20 protein-coding genes and 2 pseudogenes are annotated in these 24,279 nt (G+C 47.1%); 20 read left to right on the forward strand and 2 right to left on the reverse strand.

Annotation, left to right across the window (positions count from 1 at the left end; translation table 11 throughout):
* Window positions 1-115: 115 nt before the first annotated feature.
* The 18 genes from AB4114_RS30470 (at window position 116) to AB4114_RS30555 (ending at window position 21,147) form a co-directional block, all read left to right on the forward strand.
* Entirely contained in the window at window positions 116-1,558 is a 1,443-nt protein-coding gene (locus AB4114_RS30470; protein ID WP_441991770.1) for a CoA-acylating methylmalonate-semialdehyde dehydrogenase, read from the forward strand.
* Between the two features lie 389 nt (window positions 1,559-1,947).
* Window positions 1,948-3,711, forward strand: a complete 1,764-nt coding sequence (locus AB4114_RS30475) for an ABC transporter ATP-binding protein (protein WP_441991771.1) — start codon at window positions 1,948-1,950, stop codon at window positions 3,709-3,711.
* Window positions 3,708-5,516 carry an ABC transporter ATP-binding protein gene (locus tag AB4114_RS30480; protein WP_441991772.1) on the forward strand — a complete coding sequence of 603 codons (1,809 nt, stop codon included), beginning with the start codon at window positions 3,708-3,710 and terminating at the stop codon, window positions 5,514-5,516. Before AB4114_RS30475 ends, AB4114_RS30480 begins: the two co-directional genes overlap by 4 nt.
* 550 nt (window positions 5,517-6,066) lie before the next feature.
* Window positions 6,067-6,861: a lipid II flippase Amj family protein gene (locus AB4114_RS30485; protein WP_441991773.1), complete on the forward strand. Its 795-nt coding sequence runs from the start codon at window positions 6,067-6,069 to the stop codon at window positions 6,859-6,861.
* An 86-nt stretch (window positions 6,862-6,947) separates the two neighbouring features.
* The gene (locus tag AB4114_RS30490) at window positions 6,948-7,826 is read left to right on the forward strand and encodes a radical SAM/SPASM domain-containing protein (RefSeq protein ID WP_441991774.1); all 879 of its coding nucleotides are present in this window, start codon (window positions 6,948-6,950) and stop codon (window positions 7,824-7,826) included.
* A gap of 114 nt (window positions 7,827-7,940) precedes the next feature.
* Window positions 7,941-9,887: an ATP-dependent DNA helicase gene (locus tag AB4114_RS30495; protein WP_441991775.1), complete on the forward strand. Its 1,947-nt coding sequence runs from the start codon at window positions 7,941-7,943 to the stop codon at window positions 9,885-9,887.
* Window positions 9,888-10,342: 455 nt separating this feature from the next.
* A complete protein-coding gene (locus AB4114_RS30500) occupies window positions 10,343-11,476 on the forward strand; it encodes an acyl-CoA dehydrogenase family protein (RefSeq protein ID WP_441991776.1) in 1,134 nt (377 codons plus the stop codon).
* Window positions 11,477-11,493: 17 nt separating this feature from the next.
* Window positions 11,494-12,645 (forward strand): citrate synthase, encoded by a 1,152-nt coding sequence (gene mmgD, locus AB4114_RS30505; protein ID WP_441991777.1) that lies wholly within the window; start codon window positions 11,494-11,496, stop codon window positions 12,643-12,645.
* A complete protein-coding gene (locus AB4114_RS30510; protein WP_441991778.1) occupies window positions 12,642-14,090 on the forward strand; it encodes a bifunctional 2-methylcitrate dehydratase/aconitate hydratase in 1,449 nt (482 codons plus the stop codon). Before mmgD ends, AB4114_RS30510 begins: the two co-directional genes overlap by 4 nt.
* A 37-nt stretch (window positions 14,091-14,127) precedes the next feature.
* On the forward strand, window positions 14,128-15,036 hold the full coding sequence (gene prpB / locus AB4114_RS30515; RefSeq protein ID WP_441991779.1) for a methylisocitrate lyase: 909 nt from the start codon (window positions 14,128-14,130) through the stop codon (window positions 15,034-15,036).
* A 30-nt stretch (window positions 15,037-15,066) separates the two neighbouring features.
* The gene (locus AB4114_RS30520; protein ID WP_441991780.1) at window positions 15,067-16,206 is read left to right on the forward strand and encodes an acyl-CoA dehydrogenase family protein; all 1,140 of its coding nucleotides are present in this window, start codon (window positions 15,067-15,069) and stop codon (window positions 16,204-16,206) included.
* A 23-nt stretch (window positions 16,207-16,229) separates the two neighbouring features.
* Window positions 16,230-17,396, forward strand: coding sequence for an acetyl-CoA C-acetyltransferase (locus tag AB4114_RS30525; protein WP_441991781.1), 1,167 nt, complete (start codon window positions 16,230-16,232; stop codon window positions 17,394-17,396).
* Between the two features lie 60 nt (window positions 17,397-17,456).
* The gene (locus AB4114_RS30530) at window positions 17,457-18,311 is read left to right on the forward strand and encodes a 3-hydroxybutyryl-CoA dehydrogenase (protein WP_441991782.1); all 855 of its coding nucleotides are present in this window, start codon (window positions 17,457-17,459) and stop codon (window positions 18,309-18,311) included.
* 128 nt (window positions 18,312-18,439) lie between these two features.
* Entirely contained in the window at window positions 18,440-18,865 is a 426-nt protein-coding gene (locus tag AB4114_RS30535; protein WP_441991783.1) for an HIT family protein, read from the forward strand.
* Between the two features lie 122 nt (window positions 18,866-18,987).
* A complete protein-coding gene (locus AB4114_RS30540; RefSeq protein WP_441991784.1) occupies window positions 18,988-19,386 on the forward strand; it encodes a hypothetical protein in 399 nt (132 codons plus the stop codon).
* Complete coding sequence (locus AB4114_RS30545) at window positions 19,379-19,639, forward strand: hypothetical protein (protein ID WP_441991785.1); 261 nt, start codon at window positions 19,379-19,381, stop codon at window positions 19,637-19,639. The genes AB4114_RS30540 and AB4114_RS30545 overlap by 8 nt, the downstream gene beginning before the upstream one ends.
* A 463-nt stretch (window positions 19,640-20,102) precedes the next feature.
* On the forward strand, window positions 20,103-20,660 hold the full coding sequence (locus AB4114_RS30550; RefSeq protein WP_441991786.1) for a shikimate kinase: 558 nt from the start codon (window positions 20,103-20,105) through the stop codon (window positions 20,658-20,660).
* Between the two features lie 34 nt (window positions 20,661-20,694).
* Window positions 20,695-21,147 (forward strand): GNAT family N-acetyltransferase, encoded by a 453-nt coding sequence (locus AB4114_RS30555; protein WP_441991797.1) that lies wholly within the window; start codon window positions 20,695-20,697, stop codon window positions 21,145-21,147.
* 185 nt (window positions 21,148-21,332) lie between these two features.
* On the opposite strand, the pseudogene AB4114_RS30560 reads toward AB4114_RS30555, so the two are convergent.
* Window positions 21,333-21,701: pseudogene (locus AB4114_RS30560) on the reverse strand (SDR family NAD(P)-dependent oxidoreductase); the annotation flags it as partial.
* A gap of 581 nt (window positions 21,702-22,282) precedes the next feature.
* Between AB4114_RS30560 and AB4114_RS30565 the strand changes: the two are divergent.
* Entirely contained in the window at window positions 22,283-22,441 is a 159-nt protein-coding gene (locus tag AB4114_RS30565) for a hypothetical protein (RefSeq protein ID WP_441991787.1), read from the forward strand.
* 220 nt (window positions 22,442-22,661) lie between these two features.
* Here the strand turns inward: AB4114_RS30565 and AB4114_RS30570 are convergent, their stop codons facing one another.
* On the reverse strand, window positions 22,662-23,465 hold the full coding sequence (locus AB4114_RS30570; RefSeq protein WP_441991788.1) for a protein-glutamine gamma-glutamyltransferase: 804 nt from the start codon (window positions 23,463-23,465) through the stop codon (window positions 22,662-22,664).
* Between the two features lie 321 nt (window positions 23,466-23,786).
* Between AB4114_RS30570 and AB4114_RS30575 the strand changes: the two are divergent.
* A pseudogene (locus AB4114_RS30575) lies at window positions 23,787-24,080 on the forward strand (MerR family DNA-binding protein); the annotation flags it as partial.
* Between the last annotated feature and the right edge of the window lie 199 nt (window positions 24,081-24,279).

A 24,279-nucleotide genomic window follows, 5' to 3' on the forward strand; every position in this document is an offset into this window, starting at 1 on the left:
ACCACTTTCATGTAAGGAAAGTTAACGTAATTGCGAAAGTAAGGGAATGAACCTTATTATACAATGTGTCCAATGACTTGTGGAGAAAATTTATGGCCCCAGGAGATGAACGGCGATGACGGACCTGCAGAATTTTATTAATGGCGTTTGGGTAGACGCAACAAGTGGTGAAATGGGCGATGTCATCAATCCTGCAACAGGAGAAGTGATTGCCCGTGTACCACTTTCTTCAGCTGAGGATGTTAAGCAAGCCGTAGCTGCTGCCCAAGATGCGTTTGAATCATGGAGTAGAACACCTGTTCCTAAACGCGCGCGTGTCTTATTTCATTATTGGCAACTGCTTCAAGCTCACGAGCATGAACTTGCTGAACTGATAACGCGAGAGAACGGGAAAAGCTTCAAAGAGGCACTAGGTGAAGTGCTGCGCGGCATTGAGTGTGTAGAATTTGCAGCTGGTGCACCATCCCATATGATGGGGACTACACTCGCTAATATTTCTGCGGATATGGATTCCGAGTTATTTCGGGTGCCCTTAGGCGTAGTCGGAGGTATCACACCATTCAACTTCCCCATGATGGTGCCATGCTGGATGTTTCCGCTTGCGATTGCTCTTGGGAACACCTTCGTCTTGAAGCCTTCCGAACGCACACCGTTGACAGCGATGAAATTAGCCGCATTGCTACAAGAAGCTGGACTTCCTGATGGTGTGCTGAATGTCGTGCATGGTGCCCATGACGTGGTCAACGCGTTGACGTCGTCACCTTCTGTCAAAGCTGTATCCTTTGTTGGCTCGCAGCCCGTGGCTAAGTATGTGTATGAACGAGCATCCGCTGCTGGTAAAAGAGTGCAAGCCCTCGCAGGCGCCAAAAACTATCACATCGTCATGCCCGATGCGCATCAGGAGAAAACGATCGAGAATATCGTCATGTCTTCGTTCGGTTCCGCTGGCGAGCGCTGTATGGCTTGTTCCGCAGTCGTTGTCGTCGGCGATGGGGATGCGTTTGTTGGCGGGTTGACGGAAGCGGCTGCTCAGTTGGTGCTTGGCAGTGGGATGGAGGAGCAGGTGACACTGACTCCGATTATCCGAGATGAGCAGCGTACACGGATCACGAGCTACATCGAGAAAGGGATCGCGGAAGGTGCTGATCTGCTGATTGACGGGAGAACAGTTGAAGCGTGTGAAGGCGAGGGGTTCTTCCTCGGTGCTACGATATTCGATCATGTCAAGCCTGAGATGACGATTGCCAAAGAGGAGATTTTCGGGCCTGTCTTGTCGTTATTCCGCGCGGCGGATTTGACTAGCGCTTTGGCGTTAGTGAATCAGTCCCGCTTCGGGAACTCAGCGGTCATATACACGGAGAATGCGAAGGCAGTCCGCCAATTCCGCGAGGTAGTAGAAGCGGGTATGCTAGGCGTCAACGTTGGGGTGCCGGCACCGATGGCCTTCTTCCCCTTCTCAGGGTGGAAGGATTCGTTCTATGGCGACTTGCATGCTAACGGGAAAGACGGCGTTGAATTTTATACGAAAAAGAAGATGATTACCTCGCGGTATTTTTGAGTTTGGATGGCTGATGAACCTGAGGTGGAGCCTCAGGTTTTTCAGACTGTGGAGGCGCAGATCCGAGATTGAAAATCAGCCCAGCCTGATTTCGATGCCTGTAGTGATGAAAAACATCACTATTTACTCAAAATGGGGCAAGGCCAGCTGCGTCTAAGCTCAATAGTGATGAAAAACATCACTATTGAATCAAAAAGGGTCAAAAGCAGCTGCGTGTAAGCTGAATAGTGATGAAAAACATCACTATAGCTCAAAAGCCAAACTCCAGTGGATACCACGCCGCTCAGAAGGCGGTTTTTTTCATTTTAGCCAAACAGTCCGTTGTCGTGAAGGAGTCAATTTAGTATGATGGAGTGTACGTCGATAGGAATACGGAGGACTCCATAACAATGAAGAAAAACCGAAAAAACAGCAACTCCATGGGACAATACCGCGAGCTGCTGGGCCGCTATTTGTTCCCTCAGAAGGGGACGCTGATTGGATTAACACTCCTGTTGTTCGCATCCATCGGGCTGCAGCTTATTAATCCGCAAATTATCCGCTATTTTATTGATACCGCTCAGTCGCAAGGGGCGATGCAGCCTCTTTTTACAGCCGCGCTCCTGTTTATTGGCTTTGCACTGGTTCAGCAGCTGGTATCTGTGATTGCAACTTATTTTAGTGAAAATGTAGGTTGGAAAACAACGAATAAACTGCGGGTCGATTTAGCTTCCCATTGTCTGTCGCTGGATATGTCGTTTCATAAAAGTCATACATCAGGCTCGTTGATTGAGCGTGTGGACGGGGATGTGAATGCGCTTGCGAATTTCTTCTCCAGTATGATCATTCATTTATTTGGAAATGTGCTGCTCATGGCGGGTATTCTCGTTCTTTTATTCCGGGAAAGTTGGTTAATTGGTGCTGGAATGGCTGTTTTCGTCGTTTGCGCAATTTACATGATTGGGTGGATTCGTCAATTTGCTGTGCCTGTTTGGGCGGGTTGGCGGCAAGCAAATGCGGAGTTTTATGGTTTTATCGGGGAACATCTGGAGGGGACGGAGGATATTCGCGCCAACGGTGCAGTACGCTTCGTGATGAATCGCTTCTATACGATGCTCCGAAAAATGCTGCCGCTGCGCGTCAAAGCTTTCCTTGGTTTCTGTGCGATGTGGAACATGTCGATCTTTGTTTTCGCGTTAGGAAATGCGATGGCGTTCGGGATCAGCGCCTATTTGTGGCATGGCAATCATATTTCCCTGGGAACCGTCTATTTAATTTTCTTCTACACGGAATTACTTGCTAAGCCGATCGAGAAGATTCGGACGCAAATGGAAGATTTGCAAAAGGCAGACGCAAGTATTTCCCGAATCCGTGAGCTATTCGCGATTCCATCAAAAATTCAAGATGGACCTGGAGCACAGCTTCCGGATGGGCCGCTTGGGGTTGATTTCAAAGATGTCGTATTCAGTTATGATGACGATCAACCGACGATTGATCACCTGACGATGACTTTGAAACCTGGTGAAGTGCTTGGGTTGCTTGGTCGAACAGGGAGCGGGAAGTCTACGATTGCGAGGTTATTATTGCGATTTTATGATCCGCAAAGCGGTGTGATTGCTCTGAGTGGAACGGACATTCGCGCTTGTAAACTAGCTGAGCTGCGGAAGCGAGTCGCGCTAGTGACACAAAATATTGAAATCATCCAAGGGACAATTCGTGATAATTTAACCTTTTATGATGAGTCGATTCGGGATGAACAGATTGTTGCGGTACTTCATGAACTTGGTTTAGGTGCTTGGTTTGAAGCGATGCCAGATGGCTTGGATACGGGGCTTGCATCGGGGGGAAGCAGTTTATCTGCTGGAGAGGCTCAGTTGTTGGCTTTTGCACGCGTATTCCTGACGAATCCGGGACTGGTCATTATGGATGAAGCTTCATCGCGATTGGATCCTTTGACTGAACAACGGATGGAGAAAGCCGTTTCTAAATTGTTAACAGAGCGCTCCTGCATCATGATTGCCCATCGACTGGCCACCGTACAGCGTGCAGATCACATCGTTATATTGGATGGGGGGCGTGTGCTGGAATCTGGACGTAGAGAAGTTCTGGCTGCCGACCCGAATTCCCGCTTCAGCCAATTGCTCGCAACAGGGTTAGAGGAGGTGATGGCATGACAACGTTTCAGTATTTAAAAGGTCTTATTATGTATAAACCTTTCCGATATTTCATTAATGCTCTCGCATGGACTATCATTTATTTGGCTCCAATTGCGCCGGGTCTTATTACAAAAACTTTTTTCGATACGTTGACAGGGAATGCCACATTAAAGTTTGGCGTGTGGGGCTTGATCGCACTGTTGATCGGGGCAGCATTGGGACGAATCCTATTGATCATTATTGGATTTATTACTGATGTGCATTTCCGCTTTCGCATGGGGATGCTGCTTCGACGCAATTTGCTAGAGCATGTTCTCAAGCAACCTGGTGCACAAGCCATTCCCGTTTCACCTGGGGAAGCTATCAGTCATTTCCGGGACGATGTGGATCAATCCGAGGAAGCGGCGAGTTGGTCGGTTGATGTGTTTGGGATGACGGTTTTCGCCCTCGTGTCCGGATACATATTGATTCGCATCGATGCACAAATGACACTTCTCGTATTTATGCCAATCGTTATTGTCATCACGGCAGCTCAACTTGCAACCGTGCGTTTGCAGAAATATCGCGCTGCGAGTCGGGAATCCACCTCCAAAGTAACGGGGGAGATTAGCGAAATGTTCGGCAACGTGCAGGCCATTCAAGTGGCTGGTGCTGAGAAGCGAGTGATGGAGCGGTTTCACAGCTTCGGTGATCAGCGTCGTAAAGCGATGCTGAAAGATCGACTAATGAGTGAATTGCTCGACTCCGTTTTCTCGAATTCGGTTAATTTGGGGACTGGACTCTTGCTTCTTTTGGCAGGGACAAAAATGAGAGCAGGGACGTTCACCGTCGGAGATCTTGCGTTGTTCGTTTACTATTTGACTTTCGTGACGCAGTTTATTACGAATGTCGGGAAGTTTATCACGTATTTTAAGCAAATGAGTGTTTCACTGGAGCGATTGACCTTCTTGTTGCAAGGAGCGTCTGCGAAGGTGTTGACGATGGTGAAGCCGTTGTATTTGAAGACGGAGCGGGTGGAGGTAAAAGATCCAGAAAAAAATCAAGAAAAAGATCATGAGCAAGATCAAGAGCATGACAGCGTCGTTGCACCTCCGCTGCAACGATTGGAAGTGAATGGGCTCAGCTACACCTACCCGGATACGGGTAGAGGTATCGCTGACATTCACTTCGCCATGCAAAGAGGATCGTTCACCGTCATCACGGGAACGATCGGCTCAGGCAAAACCACGCTGGTTCGTTCCCTTCTTGGGCTGCTGCCCAAGGAGAGTGGAACGATAGCGTGGAATGGTGTGCCCGTCGAGGATCCGGGCACCTTCTTTACACCGCCGCAGAGCGCGTATACCGCGCAGGTGCCGCGGCTATACAGCGATACGCTGCGCAATAATATTTTGCTCGGGCAAGCCGAGCAAGGCGACAGCTTGCAGCAGGCTTTGAACGCGGCGGTGCTCGAGTTCGACGTCGCGCAGCTGCCTGGCGGGCTGGACACGGTCATCGGCCCGCGCGGGGTTAAGCTCTCCGGCGGCCAAGCGCAGCGGACAGCCGCGGCCCGGATGCTCGTGCGGGACGCCGAGCTGTACGTCTTCGACGACCTCTCGAGCGCGCTCGACGTCGAGACGGAGCAGAAGCTCTGGGAGCGGATGTTCCAGCGTCGCAGTGATGCGACGTGTCTGGTCGTCTCGCACCGCAAGACCGCGTTGACGCGTGCCGATCACATCATCGTGATGAAAGATGGCCGTATCGAAGCGGAGGGCACATCGGAGGAACTGCTACGACACAGCTCCACGTTCCGTGAGCTGTGGTACGGGGACGACCGCAAGGCTTAGTCAAAGGCGTAGTTTCTGCACCTAACGTGATTACCAATAAAGGGAATCCGAGCTGAGTCACGAATAGTGAAATAAAGGAAATTTTTTCGGTCGTAACTCGAAACACCAATGTCACCACCATCATCAACACCGAACACCTAGGCTCTTAAACAAATTAAATTAATTAACTGTAAAAACTACAGCTAATTTTTCAGATTTCTTACCTATATTCAATTTAACTGGATTTTCTGTAGTTAATTTCACCGTAATTCGCTGAAAACGTTGAAACCCGTGAAATTAGCTGCATATTTTCCATTTAATTTGGCCAGTGGGGTGAAATCGGCGAAATTAGCTACATGTTTTCCATCTATTTCAGGCAGCTCCACCGAATGGAGGAGATTGTGGCTAGCAAATGTCGCCCGTCCTCCAATCGGAGCACCCGAGGCTAGGTTTCGCCATTCGAACCTATCATTTCCCCACCACAAACACCAAGAAACCCACCCGATGCTAGCAACAGGAGGTGGGTTTTCGTTTTCGCATCTATMACTCTAGTAGAGGATGAACTATTCGCATGATCAACACGCTCATTTTGGTTTTCATATTGACCATGATTATTCACACAGCCGAGACACTGTCATACTCGATTCGTTATGCGGGGGTGCGGGTGAATAAACTCGCGGTAGCACTATCGCTGGTTGGTATCGTCGTGCTGGTATCGCGCACAGCGAACCTAATTCAGGCGCCGATGACAGCGAATTTTGTGGATTTTGCCAAGCATGAGCCCACATTTGATTTGGTGCGATATTTACGCATTTCTCTGCTGGCTTCGTCTATCGGGACGATTATTGCGATTGCGCTATTTCCTACTTTTATCAACTTAAGCGCTAGAGTCATTGCTCGTCTCGAACTTGCAGGATCATTGCCGAAGATGCTCACGAATGTGACCATTTCACAACTGAAGAACACGACTAAATATATCAAAAAGCCTAAAGTGAAGCTAAGTCAGTTCCGATATCTCGGCATTTCCAAAAGATTCCTATTCATCAATATTGTCGTTACAGCATTCTATTCCGTAGGTGTTCTAGCCTCTTTATATGCGGCTCATTTATGGCCAGATTATGCGACTACAGCCTCACAAGCGTCGGGCCTGATCAACGGAATTGCGACTATTTTGCTCACCATATTCATCGATCCCCAGTTGGGTCTCATCACCGATAAGGCATTGCATGACGAAGAACAACGAAAGCAGTTAGGCAAAATCTACGCTTTACTCATRACAACACGCTTCTTAGGAACGCTGTTAGCGCAAATTTTTCTCGTTCCGTCGGCGTACTTTATTGGCTGGATGGTCCAGTTGTTTTTCTAAAAAAGTGTGAAATCCTTTCATTAAGAAGCCTCGCTTGGTATAATAGCCTCTATCATAGTAGCGCAAACAAGAAACGGAGTCCGACCATGAAGAAGTTCAAGAAATTTTATATTGAAATTACGAGCGTATGCAATTTGGCTTGCACGTTCTGTCCGCAGACGAAGCGTCAAGCGAATTTCATCAAAATAGATACATTTACGAATATCCTTGATCAAATTAAGCCGCATACGGATCATATTTATTTGCATGTGAAAGGTGAGCCGCTGCTCCATCCCAAAATTGATGAATTACTCGACCTAAGCCATGAAAAGGGCTTCAAAGTAAATATCACAACAAACGGGACGCTCATTAATAAAAATAGGCACAAGTTGCTTGATAAACCAGCACTTCGCCAAATGAATTTTTCCCTGCACAGCTTTGACGGTCATGAAGGCTCCGAGGATAAGGAAGGTTATGTGACGAGCATCCTGCGTTTTGCCAAGGAAATCGTCGCGAAATCGAATGTCATTATTTCCTTCCGATTATGGAATTTGGATACCGATAACCAGACGAATTTGGAACGGAATCGGAATCGTGAAGTGCTGGAATTGCTAGAGAAAGAGTTCGAACTCGATTACAAAATCGATGAGAAATTCGTCCGCGGAACTGGCGTAAAGCTCGCTGATCGTGTTTATCTGAATCAGGATCACGAGTTCCAGTGGCCGGATTTGAAGGCGGAGGAGATTGAGGGACCTGGCTTTTGCCATGCGCTGCGCAATCAAGCAGGTATTCTMGTTGACGGAACCGTTATTCCTTGTTGTTTAGACGGGGAAGKGGTTATTAACTTAGGGAATATTAATCACACACCATTCTCCGAAATCGTAGAGGGTGAACGAGCGAATCGGTTATTCGAAGGCTTTTCAAGACGTGAAGTGGTTGAGGAACTATGCCGTAAATGTGGATATCGCGAACGTTTTAGCATGTAAAATAAAAGCTCATTCCGGACAGCATGTAGGCTGAGGAATGAGTTTTTGCTTTTAACCAACATTCATGAGATAATACAAGTTTGATTCTTAACTTAGAGGGTTGGGGGCACACACGTGGGACGTTATCCATTTGCATATGATCATGCACAGCCATATATGCAGCAGGTGTCCGACTGGATCGCGGATATCTTTTATGACATTTTACCTGAAGCGGGCTTTGAGGTTCGGGATGAACAGATTTACATGGCGTTTCAGCTAGAGCGGGCTTATGCGGAGAAGCAGACGATTTTTGCGGAAGCCGGCGTTGGGACAGGCAAAACGTTAGTCTATTTATTATATGCGCTATGCTATTCGCGCTTTACGAAGAAGCCGGCCATCATTGCTTGTGCCGATGAATCACTCATTGAGCAGCTTGTGAAACCTGGCGGGGATATTGATAAAATTTCTCGCCATTTGAATATGGAAATCGATGCACGACTGGCAAAATCACCAGATCAGTATGCCTGTTTGGTCAAGTTAGATGAGGCCAGATTCGGTCATGAAGATACGGGGCTGTACCGTGAGGTGTATGAGGGACTTCCTGATTTCGTGCATACGCGTGAAGCGCTACAAACATTCCATGCCTACGGGGATCGCAAGAACTATCCGCAGCTGAACGATGAGCAATGGCACCGCATGAACTGGGATGCTTATCAAGACTGTTTTGTGTGTGATAAGCGGCATCGTTGTGGACAAACCTTGTCGCGTGAATCTTACCGGAAATCGGCCGATTTAATCATTTGTTCGCATGATTTCTACATGGAGCATGTATGGACATATGACGGTAGGAAGCGTGAAGGACAGCTGCCACTATTGCCGGATCATTGCACTGTTGTGTTTGACGAAGGACATCTGATGGAATCCGCTGCTCAAAAGGCGTTGACCTATAAGCTGAAGCATATGGTATTCGAGGAATTGGTCATTCGCTTGTTAAAAGGGGAAGTTCGTGAAACATTAGCTGTCTGTATTGATCGTGCGATTGAGCAGAGCGAACGTATGTTTGAAGTGTTGGAGGGCTGTTGCCGCCCGATTGCGGGCTCTGACCGTAAACAAATCGTGATGAGTGATCTCTTGAAAAGAGAGATTCTTACGCTCTGTGATATTTTATCCGAGATTGAAGAGGAGCTTGTCTTTGAGGGGGAAATGTTTACTCTTAATGACTATCAGCTGAAAATTGTTGAAGAGCATCTGGAGATGATGCAAAAAGCGTTCGCGTTATTCCGCAACGATCAATCCTTCATTTGCTGGGCGACGGAAAGTATTACAGGACTCAGTCTCGTTGTAATGCCAAGAACGGTGAAGGAAGTGCTGAAGGAGTATGTTTTTTCCTCCAAAATGCCAATCGTGTTCTCATCGGCTACACTATCTGTAGAGGGTAAGTTCGATTATGTAGCGAACAGCTTAGGCTTAGAGAAGTATCTCTCGTTCTCAGTAGACTCACCGTATGACTATGCGGAACGGATGGAAGTCATTGCGCCACGCTTCACAGAAGGCGGAACGTTCCAAGAGAAGATGAATTCAGCCGCCAGCTTGTTGAAAAGAACAGAAGGCAGAGCGCTTATTTTGTTCCCGACACATCAGGAATTGCAGCGTTTCAAAAAAGAGATGGCTGACCGTTCGGATTGCAAGGAGTTAACCTTCTTCTACGAGGGAGATCAAGAAATCTCGCATGTGATTGCCTCGTTCCAAGAGAATGAGCACAGTGTGCTTGCTGCGGTTAGCCTATGGGAGGGACTTGATATTCCTGGTCCATCGCTATCCAACGTCGTTGTCTGGGCACTGCCGTTTCCTCCACAAGATCCGGTATTTAATGCGAAACGTGAAGCCGCTGTTTCTCCGTATGAAGAAGTCGATATTCCTTATATGCTGCTCAGACTGCGTCAAGGGATGGGTCGATTGATTCGAACGCGAGAAGATAGTGGGATCATTGCGATTTTCAGCGATGAGTTGTATACGAATGCATCGCTGCGTGAACATGTGGAGCGGGTTCTGCCGGCGGGCGTTGTGATGAAGTCGGAGTAAAGGTTGAAAATAGTTAGCGAAAGAGGAGCAGATAACTGCTACTCTTTTTCTGATGTTTTGCATTAAGTTTACTCGGAAAAATGCAATTAACTGGAAATTGTACAGCTAATTCAGCTGTTTTCGGACTAAATAATGGAATAACTGGATTTTTTGACGTTAATTTGGTGCGGAATGGGCAGAACCAATGAAAACTGCATAATTAACGGCGTATTTTCCATCTAATCGTTCTAAAATCAAGTTTTCCGCTGAAATAACTGTATGTTTTCCATCTAATCCCAGTTGGGGGGTGTGCATTCATCATTTTTTGCCGCGGCACAGTCTAATGCCTAACAAAAGCGTGTATATATAACATATAATTGAAAGCGTTTACAACTTGTCCAAAGAATTACGATCGACCCAATCAACCTCGGCCAATCTGGTGTTAGCAGCATGAACACGTCGAAGGAGGTCGTCGCATGCAATTCTCTTATACCCAAGATCAGCAGGATATTAGGGCCAAAGTCCGTGAGTTTGCACTCGCGAAGATGGAGCCTACTTCAGAGGAAAGGGATGAATATGAGCGGTTTGATCGTGGGATTTTCGACAGGATCGGTGAGCTTGGATGGTCTGGGATCCCTTGGCCACGTGAATTTGGCGGAGGTGGCTCGGATTTCCTAACTTATGCGATGGTGATTGAGGAGCTCTCGCGTGTTTGTGCGTCAACAGGCGTGATGCTCTCTGTGCATACGTCGCTGGCCAGTTGGGCGATTCATACGTATGGGACAGAGGCGCAGAAACAAAGATATCTACTCCCCATGGCACAAGGGAAAAAGCTCGGCGCCTACTGTCTGACGGAAAGCGATTCCGGCTCAGATGCCGGTGCTATGCGCACGACAGCAACGAAGGAAGGAGACGCTTATGTACTTAATGGCTCCAAACTATTCGTTACGAATGGCGGGGAGGCGGAGGTATATATTGTTTTCGCCATTACGGATGCACAGAACAAGTCGAAGAGTTGTACGGCTTTCATCGTGGAGAAAGGCATGGAAGGACTTATTTTCGGCACCAAAGAAAATAAGTTGGGCATACGTTCATCCACTACGATGGAGTTGAGGTTTGAGGCATGCAGCGTGCCTGCTGACAACCGATTAGGTCCGGAAGGCGAAGGTTTTCGCATCGCGATGCGAAGTCTGGATGGCGGGCGAATCGGGATTGCCGCACAAGCCACGGGCATCGGCCAAGGGGCCTTGGACGCTGTTATTGCTTATGGTGCGAGAGCCAGCGCACTCAGCGGCGAGCAATTCCATGCTCATGTATCGGAGATGGCCACGCACATCGAAGGCGCAAGACTGTTGACCTATCAAGCCGCTTGGCGCAAAAGCCAAGGGTTCTCGTATGGGAAACAGGCTGCCATAGCGAAGCTTTTTGCCAGTGATATGGCTGTCAAAGTATGTTTGCGTGCTGTCCAGCTCTGCGGCGTATGGGGTTGCCTGAAGGAGTCGAAGGTGGAGCGTTATCTGCGAGATGCCAAAGTGACGCAAATTTATGAAGGGACGAATGAGATTCAGCGTATTGTGATTTCGCGTTTGCTGCTTTCTGAAAGTACGTAGGAAGGGAGAGCGAAAACATGAGTGATCACTATTTGCCTGGACTTGAGCATGTGATAGCCAGTGAGACTAGCATTTCATATCTCGATGTGGAGAAGGAAGAGATTGTGATTCGAGGGTATGATCTGATGGAGCTTGCTGAGCAAATGACCTATTTAGACGTAGTTGGATTGCTGTTAGAAGGTGAATTGCCGAATGAGACGAGGCGCCTAGCGATTGAATCACAGATACAAGCGGTCTACGGATTACCGCCAAATGTGCGTGCCATGCTCCATTTGATGCCGGATCGGGCAGATATGATGGATGTGCTCCGAACGAGCATTTCCGCGCTAGCGAGCTTCGATGACGAACTCGATGATCGATCGCCCGAGGCGAATGGACGTAAAGCGCTACGTCTGTTGGCCAAAGTACCGCAAATTGTCGCCTACGGTTATCGAGCTATCACGAAGCAGCCGCTCATTGAACCAGATCCCAAACTGTCTTATACAGCTAATTTTCTGTACATGATTACGGGAACGATTCCGTCGCAGGTGGAGGTGGCGATATTTGATCAATCGCTGATTGTGTACAGTGAGCATGAATTGCCGAATTCGACCTTTGCGGCGCGCGTTATCGCCTCCACGCAGTCAGATATTTATGGTGCGCTTGTTGGCGCGGTTGCTTCACTGAAAGGAACGTTGCACGGAGGAGCGAACGAAGCGGTCATGCACATGCTGCTCGAAGCGGGTTCAGAAGATGATTTGGAAGCGTTGATTCGTTCTAAGCTTGCACGGAAGGAGCGCATCATGGGCTTCGGACACCGTGTGTATATGCGAAAACCGGATCCACGCGCCTTGCTGATGAAGGAGGCGCTGGCGAAGCTCGCACCGGCATGTAATCAACAGGAACTATATGACATGTGCGTACGTGGGGAAAACGTGATGCGGACAGAGAAAGGGCTGCATCCCAATTTGGATTATTATGCCGCGCCTGTCTATTACTTGCTTGGCATTCCAATTGAGCTGTTTACACCTGTTTTCCTTGCAGCGCGCACTGTTGGCATTAGTGCACATGTGATGGAGCAGCATGCGAACAATCGCCTCTTCCGACCACGAGTTCGTTATACGGGCACGCGAGATTTACATCCGCCTCATGGGGATATTCTTTCAGAAAGTGAGGACGAGATCGTATGAGTACGTCTAGAGAACCTGTTCAGAGGGAGATGATTTTTGACCCACTCATTGTAGAGATTGCTGACTACGCCTTGCATGCCGAGATTGAGAGTGAGGAAGCGTATCAGATTGCTCATCATGTGCTCATGGACTCACTGGGAACTGGCTTACTCGCACTGCGTTTTCCAGCTTGCACGAAACATCTCGGTCCGATTGTTCCAGGTGCAGATGTGATCGGCGGCGCTCGCGTACCTGGTACGCGATACGAATTGGATCCCGTTCAAGCGGCTTTCAATATCGGCTGTATGATTCGGTGGCTCGATTACAACGATACGTGGCTAGCGGCAGAATGGGGGCATCCATCCGACAACTTAGGCAGTATCCTTGCAATTGCCGATTATGTGAGTCGGAAACGTATGGGTGAGGGGCAACCACCTTTTACGATCAAAGACGTCTTAACAATGGCGATCAAAGCGCATGAAATACAAGGGGTACTCGCGCTGGAAAATAGTTTAAACGCGGTTGGCTTGGATCACGTACATCTGGTGAAAATCTCCTCCACCGCAGTGGCTACCGTTATGCTTGGAGGGACGAAAGAAGAGGTTTGCAACGCCGTATCCAATGCATGGATTGATGGAGCGAGCTTACGCACCTATCGGCACGCGCCGAATACAGGCTCAAGGAAATCATGGGCTGCGGGAGATGCCACGAGTCGGGCTGTCCGCTTGGCTTTGATGGCAGTCGGAGGTGAGATGGGATATGCCTCTGCATTGACAGCGCCGAACTGGGGATTCCAGGATGTGCTTTTCGAAGGCAAGACACTTACCTTGGCTAGACCTTTAAGCAGCTATGTGATGGAACATATTTTGTTCAAAATTTCATTTCCAGCCGAGTTTCACGCGCAAACCGCTGTTGAATGTGCACTTACGCTTCATGATCTCGTTAAAGAACGTTTAAGTGACATAACTAAAGTTATGTTAACAACTCATAAATCAGCGATTCGCATTATTGATAAAAAAGGTCCTTTGCACAATCCAGCGGATCGTGATCATTGTTTGCAGTACATGGTGGCCATCGGACTTCTGTATGGTACGTTGACTGCGGAGCATTATGAAGATGATGTCGCTGCTGATCCGCGTATTGATGCACTTCGGGAACGTATGGTTGTTGTCGAGAATGAGCAGTACAGCAAGGATTATTTGGACCCAGATAAGCGATCTATCGCGAATAGCATTCAAATTTATTTTAAGGATGGAACGTCGACGGGAAAAATTGATTGTGAATACCCCATCGGACACCGCAAGCGGCGGGAGGAGGGTCTGCCGAAAGTGATCGATAAGTTCAAAGCGAATTTGCAAACGCGGTTTCCAAGGAAGCAAACGGAAGAGATTATGGGGCTATCACTCGATTACGAGAAGCTCATTCAGACACCTGTGCCTGCGTATATGTCGCTTTTCGTCATTTAAATGTGGACAGATCGGCTGAATGAGGCAGGAGGTTACTATGTCATGGTTGATTGAGGAGGAGCCGAGTCAAGAACAGTTAGCTGCGGGGTGGCGTCGTTTCGTTGAAGCGGGTCCTATTGTCCAAATCGTTGGCACCCACGATGGCATGGCAGCTAGAATCGCTAAGCAAGCAGGGTTTGGGGCTCTTTACTTATCTGGTGCCGCTTATACGGCCAGTCGAGGATTGCCTGATTTGGGACTTATTTATTCCAATGAGGTTGCAGAGCGAGCAAGGGAGCTCGTCCGAGCAACAGGACTTCCGTTATTGGTCGATATCGATACGGGATATGGCGGCATTCTGAATGTTGCGCGGACCGCAAAGGAGATGGTGGAGGCGAAAGTTGCCGCCGTGCAAATTGAAGATCAAGATATGCCGAAGAAATGCGGACATCTCAGTGGTAAAAAACTCATTTCCACCGAGGAAATGTGTCAAAAAATCCGCACGCTCAAAGCCGTCAGCCCGACGCTTTATATTGTTGCACGGACAGATGCGAAAGGGGTAGAAGACATGGCGGAAGCCATCACCCGTGCGAAGCAGTATCTCGCCGCTGGGGCGGATGCTATTTTTCCAGAAGCACTCGAGAGTGAGAAGGACTTTCAGCATTTTCGAAAGGAAGTGGATGCACCACTTTTGGCCAATATGACGGAATTTGGACGTACACCGTACTATACGGCTGCGCAATTCGAAAGTTGGGGCTTTCGGATGGTTCTCTATCCGGTAACGTCACTGCGTGTCGCTGCTAAAGCTTATGAGCGGGTATTTGAAGAGATTCGTCAGCAAGGGACGCAAATCGGATCGCTAGCTGACATGCAATCGCGCAACGAGTTATATCAAGCCATTCGCTATGAGGATTATGAGGCTTTGGATGGTTCTATTGCACGATCAACTTGGGAGGATAAGAGTTAGAAGTGCAAGCGGCTTGAGGGAGGGCTCCACATGGATTATAGCCTTTCAGAGGAATTAGAAATGATTCGCACGATGGTACGTGATTTTGCATCCGAGGAGGTTGCGCCGACGGCAGCGCTTCGAGATGAAGAGGAACGGTTTGATCGTCATCTATTCAAAATGATGGGGGAGCTTGGCTTAACTGGAATTGTAGTGCCTGAGTTATATGGCGGACTTGGCTCGGATGCTCTGACGAATAGCTTGGTTCTGGAGGAATTAGCTCGTGCGTGTGCTTCTACGGGGTATACACTTTTCGTGCACAGCGTGTTGGCGGGTGCGGCAATTTCCATGTTCGGCACCGAGGAACAGAAGAAGTTGTTTCTGGGTCCGATGGGAAGTGGGCAAAAGCTAGGGGCTTATGCGTGGACTGAAAGTATGCAAACAGCCAGGGCTTCTAGCGTACTCCTGCATTCGCAAGCGTTGCGTGATGGGGACAATTACGTGCTGCAAGGCGCGAAGTTTTTCGTTTCAAATGCTGGTGAAGCGGATATATATGTGGTTTTTGCATTGACAGGAAATGTTTCTACGGCGCACGAGTGTAGCGCTTTTATCATTGAGAAAGGCACTCCAGGCTTCTTATTAGGCAAAAAGGAAAGAAAACTCGGACTTCTTGGCTCACCTAGCATGTCAATTGAATTGGCTGATTGCCGAATTCCAATAGCGAATCGGCTTGGCGAGGAAGGAGACGGCCTGCGGATTGTGCTGCAGACACTGGAGTCTGCCTGCAGCGGCATCGCTGCACTGGCGGTTGGGCTCGCACAAGCAGCAATGGATGTATCTGTCTCCTATGCGAAGACACGCAAGCAATTCGGTAAGCCAATCGCGCAGCAGCAGGCCATCGCATTCAAGCTAGCGAATATGGCTACGCAAATTGAAGCTGCGAGGTTGCTTACGTATCAAACCGCATGGCGTGAGAGCCAKGGAGCAGTTGGAGGGGCGTATTCCAACCTATTTGCTGGGGATACGGCAATGGCGGTTGCGATTGAAGCTGTTCAAATCCACGGTGGTTATGGATATACGAAAGCTTTCCCTGTTGAACGATATTTGCGTGATGCGAAAATGCTCCAGATGGTAGAAGCATCAATGGATGGGGAGCGGAGAGCAATTGCTCGTTTGATCAAGATGATGTGAGCTTGGACTGGAGGGCGAGGTGTATGCGAGAAAGCGTCATTGTTGGCGGTGCGAGAACCCCATTCGGTAAGTTTGGCGGCGCTTTGAAGGATGTCCCAGCTGTCGAGCTGGGGGGAATCGTCATCAAGGAAGCCATACGACGTGCGTCTCTGGATCCTTCATTGATCGAAGAAGTCATCATGGGCATGGTGCTGCAAGGAGGTGCAGGGCAAATTCCTTCGCGTCAGGCGGCTCGTAGGGCGGGACTGGCGTGGAGTGTGACCTCGGAGACGATCAACAAAGTGTGCGCCTCGGGGATGCGCAGTGTAACCATGGCTGACCAAATCATCCGTGCAGGAGATGCATCGCTACTTGTGGCAGGCGGCATGGAAAGCATGAGCAACGCGCCATATTTGGCGACGCATGCGCGTTGGGGCGCACGGATGGGCGAACAGCGACTGATCGATTTGATGATTCATGATGGTCTGACATGTCCTTTCGAACGCGTGCATATGGTGCTCCATGGCAGCCGCATTGCTGCTGAATGCAAGATTGGACGTCAGGAGCAGGATGAGTGGGCTTTGCGCAGTCACCAATTAGCCTTGCAGGCGATGTCCGATGGTTACTTTGCAGAAGAAATCGCACCTGTCCAAGCGGGTGCAATTGTGGTGGATCGTGATGAGGGACCTCGTGCGGATACGAGTTTAGCTAAACTGGCCGGATTAGTCCCTGTATTCGATAAGCAAGGCAGCATTACGGCTGGAAATGCGCCAGGTGTGAATGATGGCGCAGCAGCTTTGGTCGTTATGGCGAGAGAAGCAGCATTCGAACAGGGCGTAATTCCGCTTGCTACGATACTCGGCCATGCCAGTGTAGGCGAGCGAGCGCCATATATCGCGACGACACCTGCGTTGGCGATTCGGAAGCTTCTGCAGCAAACGGGCATGACACTGGATCAAATTGCTCGATTCGAGGTGAATGAGGCTTTTGCCGCTGTCGTGCTCACATGCGAGCGTATGCTAGGGTGGGATTCGCAGCGCGTTAACGTCAACGGCGGTGCCATTGCTCTCGGTCATCCCATTGGCGCGAGTGGAACACGCATCATTCTCACTTTAATCCATGAGCTTCGCAGAATTGGCGGTGGTTATGGGATTGCAGCGATATGCAGCGGCACGGCGCAAGGTGATGCGATCTTGCTTCGTGTGGAGTAGCCGAGGAATCCTATTCGGTGCTGGTAGTTCGGTTCAATGAAGCACTAGGAGCGATGAACGATGTCTATACAAACCATCATGGTAATTGGAGCAGGGCAGATGGGAAGCGGCATTGCGCAAGTGGCTGCCTCTGCAGGCCGCAAGGTACTTTGGCATGATCTATCTATGCCTTTGATCGATAAGGGCTTGTTGGTCATTAGCAACCAATTAGATCGGAATGTTGTGAAAGGGAGGTTGACGGAGGAATCGAAAGTAAGCATTCTTAGCCGCATTCAACCGACGGGAGCAATTGAAGAGGCTGCTCAGGTGGATCTGGTGATCGAGGCGATATCTGAGAATATGGCTTGGAAAACAGCACTTTTTCAGAAGTTGGATGGGATCTGTCCCCCTAATGTGATTATGGCAACGAATACATCATCGCTGCCGATCACTGAGATTGCTGCGGCGACAACACGTCCTTCGCAAGTTATCGGGATGCATTTCATGAACCCGGTTCCTGTGATGCCGCTGATTGAAATTATACGAGGTCTCGAAACGTCCCAGCTTGTATTTGATGCTATATTCCAGCTTAGTAAGGAACTTGGTAAAACACCGGTTGAGGTGCAGGATTTTCCAGGATTCGTTTCGAATCGTATTCTCATGCCGATGATTAATGAAGCCATTTTTACAGTATATGAAGGTGTAGCAACGGTTGAAGCTGTAGATACGGTGATGAAGCTCGGGATGAACCATCCGATGGGACCGCTGGAGCTCGCTGATTTCATTGGGTTGGACACATGTTTATCGATCATGGAAATTCTCCACGAGGGGTTTAAGGATTCCAAATATCGACCCTGTCCGCTCCTTAGGAAATATGTGAAGGCGGGGCGACTCGGACGCAAGTCAGGGCAAGGATTTTATTCGTATTCGAGTTGAACGTTTTGCTATGCAGTCACTCTGTAGAGGGACTGTTTTTTTGTTTGGGCAGGTACATTCAGGGGATGAGTGGAATTGATAAATAGCGAATTGCGCTAATCTGAAGTCTGGAAGGATGAATGTGTAAGATGGAAAGTACGTGCTTAGGTTGCCAGCTAGCGAATGGACAAGTTCAAGCTCACGTTGTCTATGAGAATGAGTGGATGACCTGCCTTTTAGATATCGCTCCGTTAAATGAAGGACATGTTCTATTGCTTCCCAAGCACCACGTGGCTGAATTGGAAGAACTAGAGGTAGAGACATCAGCAGCCATTCTGAAAGCAGTCATGAAGATGTCACGCGTGATTAAAACACTCTATCAACCAGATGGCGTTACGATCCTCCAAAATGGTGGTACATTCAATGATTTAGGCCATGTGCATGTTCATATTTTCCCGAGATATGTTGGGGATGGCTTTGGTTGGTTGGAGCCGGAAGATCGAAATGACAATAGAAATCGATTGACAGAGACGAGATTAAAAATAATTAATGCCATTAATGATTTATGCGATTAAATATAAAAAGTTGGCATCTATCAGCTAACATGATAAACTGCTAGGGGCGACACTGCAGCGGATTGATCTGTTTTGACGGAATCAGCAGATGTAGCTGGTGTCCAACAAAGGAGGCAATTTCCGTGAAATTTCGTGCTGTATCGCATGAGACCAAAATGAATTATATGCTTTGGAGTATAAAGAATGAAATCAGGAAAGAGAATAAGTACTTAGCATCCTTACCATTTGATCCTTCGCCAATCATTGGCGTTGTGAAGTATCATCTGGATCAGTGGGACCCGATTCAATTACTAGACGATGGAAGTCAAGACGATGAATACGATGGTGAGGCTCGCAGCGTTACCATTTATATAATTAAGCATATGGAAGAGATAAGTGTTGCCGGGTTGGGGCAAGAGATCCAACGCATTTTCAAGAAATCCTTTCTGGATGAATTTCAATCTGAGGCGGATACTTTTGAAATCGCAATTGGCATATTGCGTGATTTGACTAATGGAAATGAGGATGTTTCGAGTGAGTGAAATGGTAGGGAAGTACTGTGCGAAGTTTTTTGGTAAGACAGGTGTCATTCTTGAAATTGGTGTTGTGAAAAAGGTAGCGAGTCGTACTATACATGTGGATTGGGGTCCGAAAACGTGGGTGTACCAGAATCGTGATTTCAATTGGACACCTCTGACGAAGGAAGAGTTCGAAGCTAAATACAAAAAGCCGAAATTCTCTGACGCAGCACTGGTGCGTGCCGCAGAATTGGGCCTCAAAATTACGTATAATTAAGTTGCGGCTGCCTCGGGGCGGCCGTTTTTTTCATTAGAATGTACCAGCGGGGGATCGCGGTGCTGCGAAATGGAACTACGTTCCGTAACTTCGGCGTGGCGCAGAGATATCGTGCTCTATCTTCACTACAGATCAACTTGGCGCTTCGCTGGAGGTTGCGTTAGTCCGATTTCTCCGAACTAAATCACGAATTACCTGTAAAAAGGACCAATAGTCCGAATCTGCCGAACTATTTACCTATTTTCCCTGCATGAGGCTTTATTGGGTTGATTTAGTTGGGCTATTTCGGACTAAATAGGTTATATTGACACGGACAGAGGGATTAGATCGGCAAAGTCGGACTAAAAGTGGGCGGGGGTTGTAAGTCTAACTCGGAAAGATTCAATTTACTTATTTTATACAAATAAAACGCCATTAGGCATGATAAAATAGGAGTAGGGATGAACAATTGTGAGGTGCTGCTATGAAATTTGTGCTCATTTTCGGTCCGCAAGCTGTTGGTAAAATGACAGTCGGCCACGCACTTGAAGAAACAACCGCGTTGAAGCTCTTTCACAATCATATGACGATTGATCTCCTCCATCCCTATTTCGGGTTTTCCCAAGAAACGTGGCGGTTAGTTGATTTATTTCGTTTTGAAATTTTTGAGGCTGTCGCGAAAAGTGAGTTGTATGGATTGATTTTCACGTACGTTTGGGCTTTAGATAAGCAAGCCGATTGGGATTTCGTGCAGAAAGTTTGTGCTATTTTCGAATCCAAAGGTGGCGAGATCTATTTCGTTGAACTTGATGCACCTATGGAAGAGAGAGTGGAACGGAACAAAACCCCTCATCGACTCGCGCATAAGCCTACCAAACGAAATGTTGCACAATCGGAACAGAATTTACTAGAAAGCATGGAAAAGAACCGATTAAACTCATTAGATGGTGAAATTACTAGAGAAAATTACATGCGTATCAACAACGCAGGGGTAAGTCCAGAGGATGTCGCAGCCATGATTTCAGCAAAGTTTCATTTCTGAAACCCATCACACTTGGATGGAGGCATACAGCATGTTGCATATTCGAGAATTACAGGTAACGGAAGAATATCCGATTCACTTATTTCTATTAGCTGACCCAGAGCTTGCGATGGTCGAGTCCTATGTTTACCAAAGCAAATGCTACGTCTTGGAAGAAAACCATGAAATTATCGGTGCTTATTTGCTGCTTCCAACGAGACCGAAGACGATTGAACTGGTGAATATCGCAGTGATTACGAAGAAACAAGGCCGTGGTTATGGCAAGGAACTCGTGAAACATGCGGTGGAAACTGCAAGAATGTTAAATTATAAGACGATAGAGATCGGCACAGGCAATTCTGGTGTCCAACAATTGAGTCTCTATCAGAAGTGCGGATTTCGTATCTTTGGTGTGGATCTCGATTTCTTTACAAGGCATTATAAGGAACCTATTTTTGAAAATGGTATTCAGTGCCGCGATATGATTCGCCTTAGTCAGGACTTATAGGTGAGTAGGAAAAACTCCTGCAACAGTGCTAGTAAAGCACGATTGCAGGAGTTTTTCTGTATAGATAACGCCGTTCGCGTCTACTCATTATTTCCCAACTTCACTATACATATACTCATAAATGGCTCGAACTTTCTCTAGCACCCGCGGTGCATGCTGGATGAATTTCAGAGCTACAAGATGGGGAGATGGGGAGCGAGTTCTTGTGTCCATAAGGATAGCGCGAGTTTAGACGCCGCATAAGGGCCGAAGAACATTTTATTTTGCGCGGGGCTATCTAAAGTTTCAGGATCAAATCGCTTCATCGTATTGAACGCGTTAGTKGAGGTATGCACGACTCGCTTCAGCGTACCATTCTTCAAAAGCGTCTTTAACTCCATCGTGATGATATAGAGTACGACGGTTTGCAGTTCATAATGCAGTTCACGACCATGCTTCGAATACATTAACTCGGGGAAGCTGCCACCTGCATTGTTGAAAAGGAGATCAATCTTCTGCTCTTTGTTTTTAATTTGCTCTAATGCCGCCCATAAGCTTGTAAAATCACTCAAATCTGGGATCCAGCCAACATTTTAACCAAAATATACGCTATGACATTAATACAAAACCTAAATTAATCCCTTCTTATGCAGGAGAACAATTGAAGATACATGTTGAAATTGAAGAGGAGGGAACGATTGTGGAAAATAATTGTAAGGACTTGCCGTATGTGTCCTCAGATATTTTGCTCAAAAAAATGCAGCTTTACGATCAAAAGAAGCCCGCGAAAGACCGAGGTATCGGATAATTTGCCGATTGGTCTAGGTTATACTCGTTACAGCAAACTTTAAAAAAGCTAACCGCAAATTGGATAACTTTTTTAAAGTTGCTTAGCATGTGGGATAGAAATTCACGCTATCTGGTAAAAAATTTGAAGAAATCGATGGATTTATACAGCTCATTGACGCGGTAACATACTGCTATTGTTGATTTGTATGATGAGTATGATGCTGTGGCTGAGTATGATGAGCATGATGCTGTTGATGTGGCTGAGCATGATGAGTAGGGTGTGGATGATGCGGATGCAGATTATGATGTGGATAGTAGGCAAGGTGATGATGCATAGGATGGTAAGCCACATGATGCATAGGGTGATATGCTAGATAGTGCATGGGATGATAGGCATGATGATGGTGTGGGTGATAAGCATAGTGGTGATGCGGGTGGTACATGTGTTGAGGCTGCGCATGGGAAACATGTTGTAGATGCATCGGAGATTGCTGTCCGGGATTTACGGCTGGTTGTTGATATATAGGAAGATTATCCCCCGTCCAAGTCGGAGTTTGCTGAGCTGGCATATGGGACTCCATTCTAGTCTCAGATGGATAAATCGGGAGGTTACCCTCAGTTGATGAATTTCGTTGTGTCATTTTCTTTCCCCTTTCGGTGTAGGCATACGTCATCCTATGCAAGAAAAAGTAAACAGGGCACATGTCTAAGCAAATTGGGCTTATCTTATTAATAGTTTTAAATAATCAATTGTTTCGAACATATATCCATTCTCCTATTTTTGCAATAAGGGGTTTCTTTCGTCCGGTATTTTGAAAAAGTGCATAAAAAGAGAAGTCTGGATGTACATAACGGTCCGCCAGATGGGCTGATATTGTACTACCAGGTATTCTGTGTTTATTCAGGACAGTAATAACTTCTTTCGAAGTCGCGATTCCGAGGCCGTAACCATGTCCATAAAAGAGCCCTTTTTCCATCATGACGACATTTTCTCCTTTGCCCCAGGGAATCATAGGATCGTACTCAGGGTTTTCGAAATAGAGAACGTCACCCATCACAGATTCCTCATGGATAGTCCGGTCGATCAGACGTAAATTACTGTTAGAATGCCAATTAAATAATAAAAGATCCGAAAACAGTATGTCAAAATGTCTAGGATCTATGGACTCTAATATAGCTTTGTATAAGACAACGACGACAGCCATTGAACATTCAAAACCGTATGAGGTTCCATTCGTGAATATATCCCTTATTGCATCTTGAGGAGCAACATCACTTTTCAGCTGAAACTTACCCTCATCTGTAATGGTCCAATACGTCTGGTTGCATAGCGTGTTTTTGAAATCAGCAAAATAAACACCGCTTTTACTCAGCAAACTAGAGGACTCCACGATTTGGGTTCGCATGTACAATTCAAACAACAAGGTGAATACCGAATCATAACGATACATAAAAGGGCTATTCTGCTTCTTTTGATAAATGGCGAGTTCTAACTCTGACAGCGTTCCTTCTTCAAAGGCTATTTTACTGATACCTTCGATTACAATCATGGGCTTCTCCTCATTTTAAAAAATCAACAAGCGTTTTCACCTATTTTTATGTTGAATAGGGATGTAATGTGCTTTATTATTTCCCGACACAGGTGATGGGAAATAATAAAGAGCAGATGAATACCGGGTCCAGCCGACATGCGTGAAAAATAGCTCATTGACTGGATGCTGTTTCCAATTACCGATATTATCATGTGTAACGCCCATTGCTTGACCATATTGGAGCAGTAATCCGCTCAAACTTGCCTCATAAATATGACTGAATCAATCTGCACTTGCGTTCGTATAACTTCCTGAGTTGTTGTTACCAATAAAAAGAACCGTCATCGTATTTATCATCCGGAAGATCTCACTGTAATGAAACTAATCACTTGTCTGAAGAAGACAGGTATGTCTTTGGACGAGTTGAAGCCGTTTCTAGGTCTAACTTATGAGTCCGATTTGACTGAGCATCCCGATCTACAAGTCAAGCTGCAGCAGCATAAGGAGAATATTCAAAATCAGATTAACTCCTTACAAATGATCATAGATGTGATTGATTCGAAAATGACGTCCGGCAACATGCTTCCAGAGGCATGCGTGCTTGCTGAGCCGACAAAACGGATACCGCGTTAGGGTAAAGCGGATAAGAAGGAAACAAACACAGTRCTTCCCTGTTGGGGGGGCCTGTGTTTGTTTCGGCGCAGATTTCCTAGTAGCTGTCATACCGCTACATGCAGGCATCCATTGACTTGAAAAAGAAGCTGAGGTATACTTCAATCAACGGTTTTGTATTTAGTAAATTAGTAAATTACTAATAACAAACAACTTATTT

Origin of the sequence: Paenibacillus sp. 2RAB27 (assembly GCF_052115445.1) — a bacterium.
Taxonomy (GTDB): domain Bacteria; phylum Bacillota; class Bacilli; order Paenibacillales; family NBRC-103111; genus Paenibacillus_E.

Bases quoted from the DNA above. Each gene is read 5' to 3' on its own strand.
- AB4114_RS30470 (WP_441991770.1), top strand. From the start codon at position 116: ATGACGGACCTGCAGAATTTTATTAATGGCGTTTGGGTAGACGCAACA.
- AB4114_RS30475 (WP_441991771.1), top strand. From the start codon at position 1,948: ATGAAGAAAAACCGAAAAAACAGCAACTCCATGGGACAATACCGCGAG.
- AB4114_RS30480 (WP_441991772.1), top strand. From the start codon at position 3,708: ATGACAACGTTTCAGTATTTAAAAGGTCTTATTATGTATAAACCTTTC.
- AB4114_RS30500 (WP_441991776.1), top strand. From the start codon at position 10,343: ATGCAATTCTCTTATACCCAAGATCAGCAGGATATTAGGGCCAAAGTC.
- mmgD (WP_441991777.1), top strand. From the start codon at position 11,494: ATGAGTGATCACTATTTGCCTGGACTTGAGCATGTGATAGCCAGTGAG.
- AB4114_RS30510 (WP_441991778.1), top strand. From the start codon at position 12,642: ATGAGTACGTCTAGAGAACCTGTTCAGAGGGAGATGATTTTTGACCCA.
- prpB (WP_441991779.1), top strand. From the start codon at position 14,128: ATGTCATGGTTGATTGAGGAGGAGCCGAGTCAAGAACAGTTAGCTGCG.
- AB4114_RS30525 (WP_441991781.1), top strand. From the start codon at position 16,230: ATGCGAGAAAGCGTCATTGTTGGCGGTGCGAGAACCCCATTCGGTAAG.
- AB4114_RS30530 (WP_441991782.1), top strand. From the start codon at position 17,457: ATGTCTATACAAACCATCATGGTAATTGGAGCAGGGCAGATGGGAAGC.
- AB4114_RS30535 (WP_441991783.1), top strand. From the start codon at position 18,440: ATGGAAAGTACGTGCTTAGGTTGCCAGCTAGCGAATGGACAAGTTCAA.
- AB4114_RS30550 (WP_441991786.1), top strand. From the start codon at position 20,103: ATGAAATTTGTGCTCATTTTCGGTCCGCAAGCTGTTGGTAAAATGACA.
- AB4114_RS30565 (WP_441991787.1), top strand. From the start codon at position 22,283: ATGCTAGATAGTGCATGGGATGATAGGCATGATGATGGTGTGGGTGAT.
- AB4114_RS30570 (WP_441991788.1), bottom strand. From the start codon at position 23,465: ATGATTGTAATCGAAGGTATCAGTAAAATAGCCTTTGAAGAAGGAACG.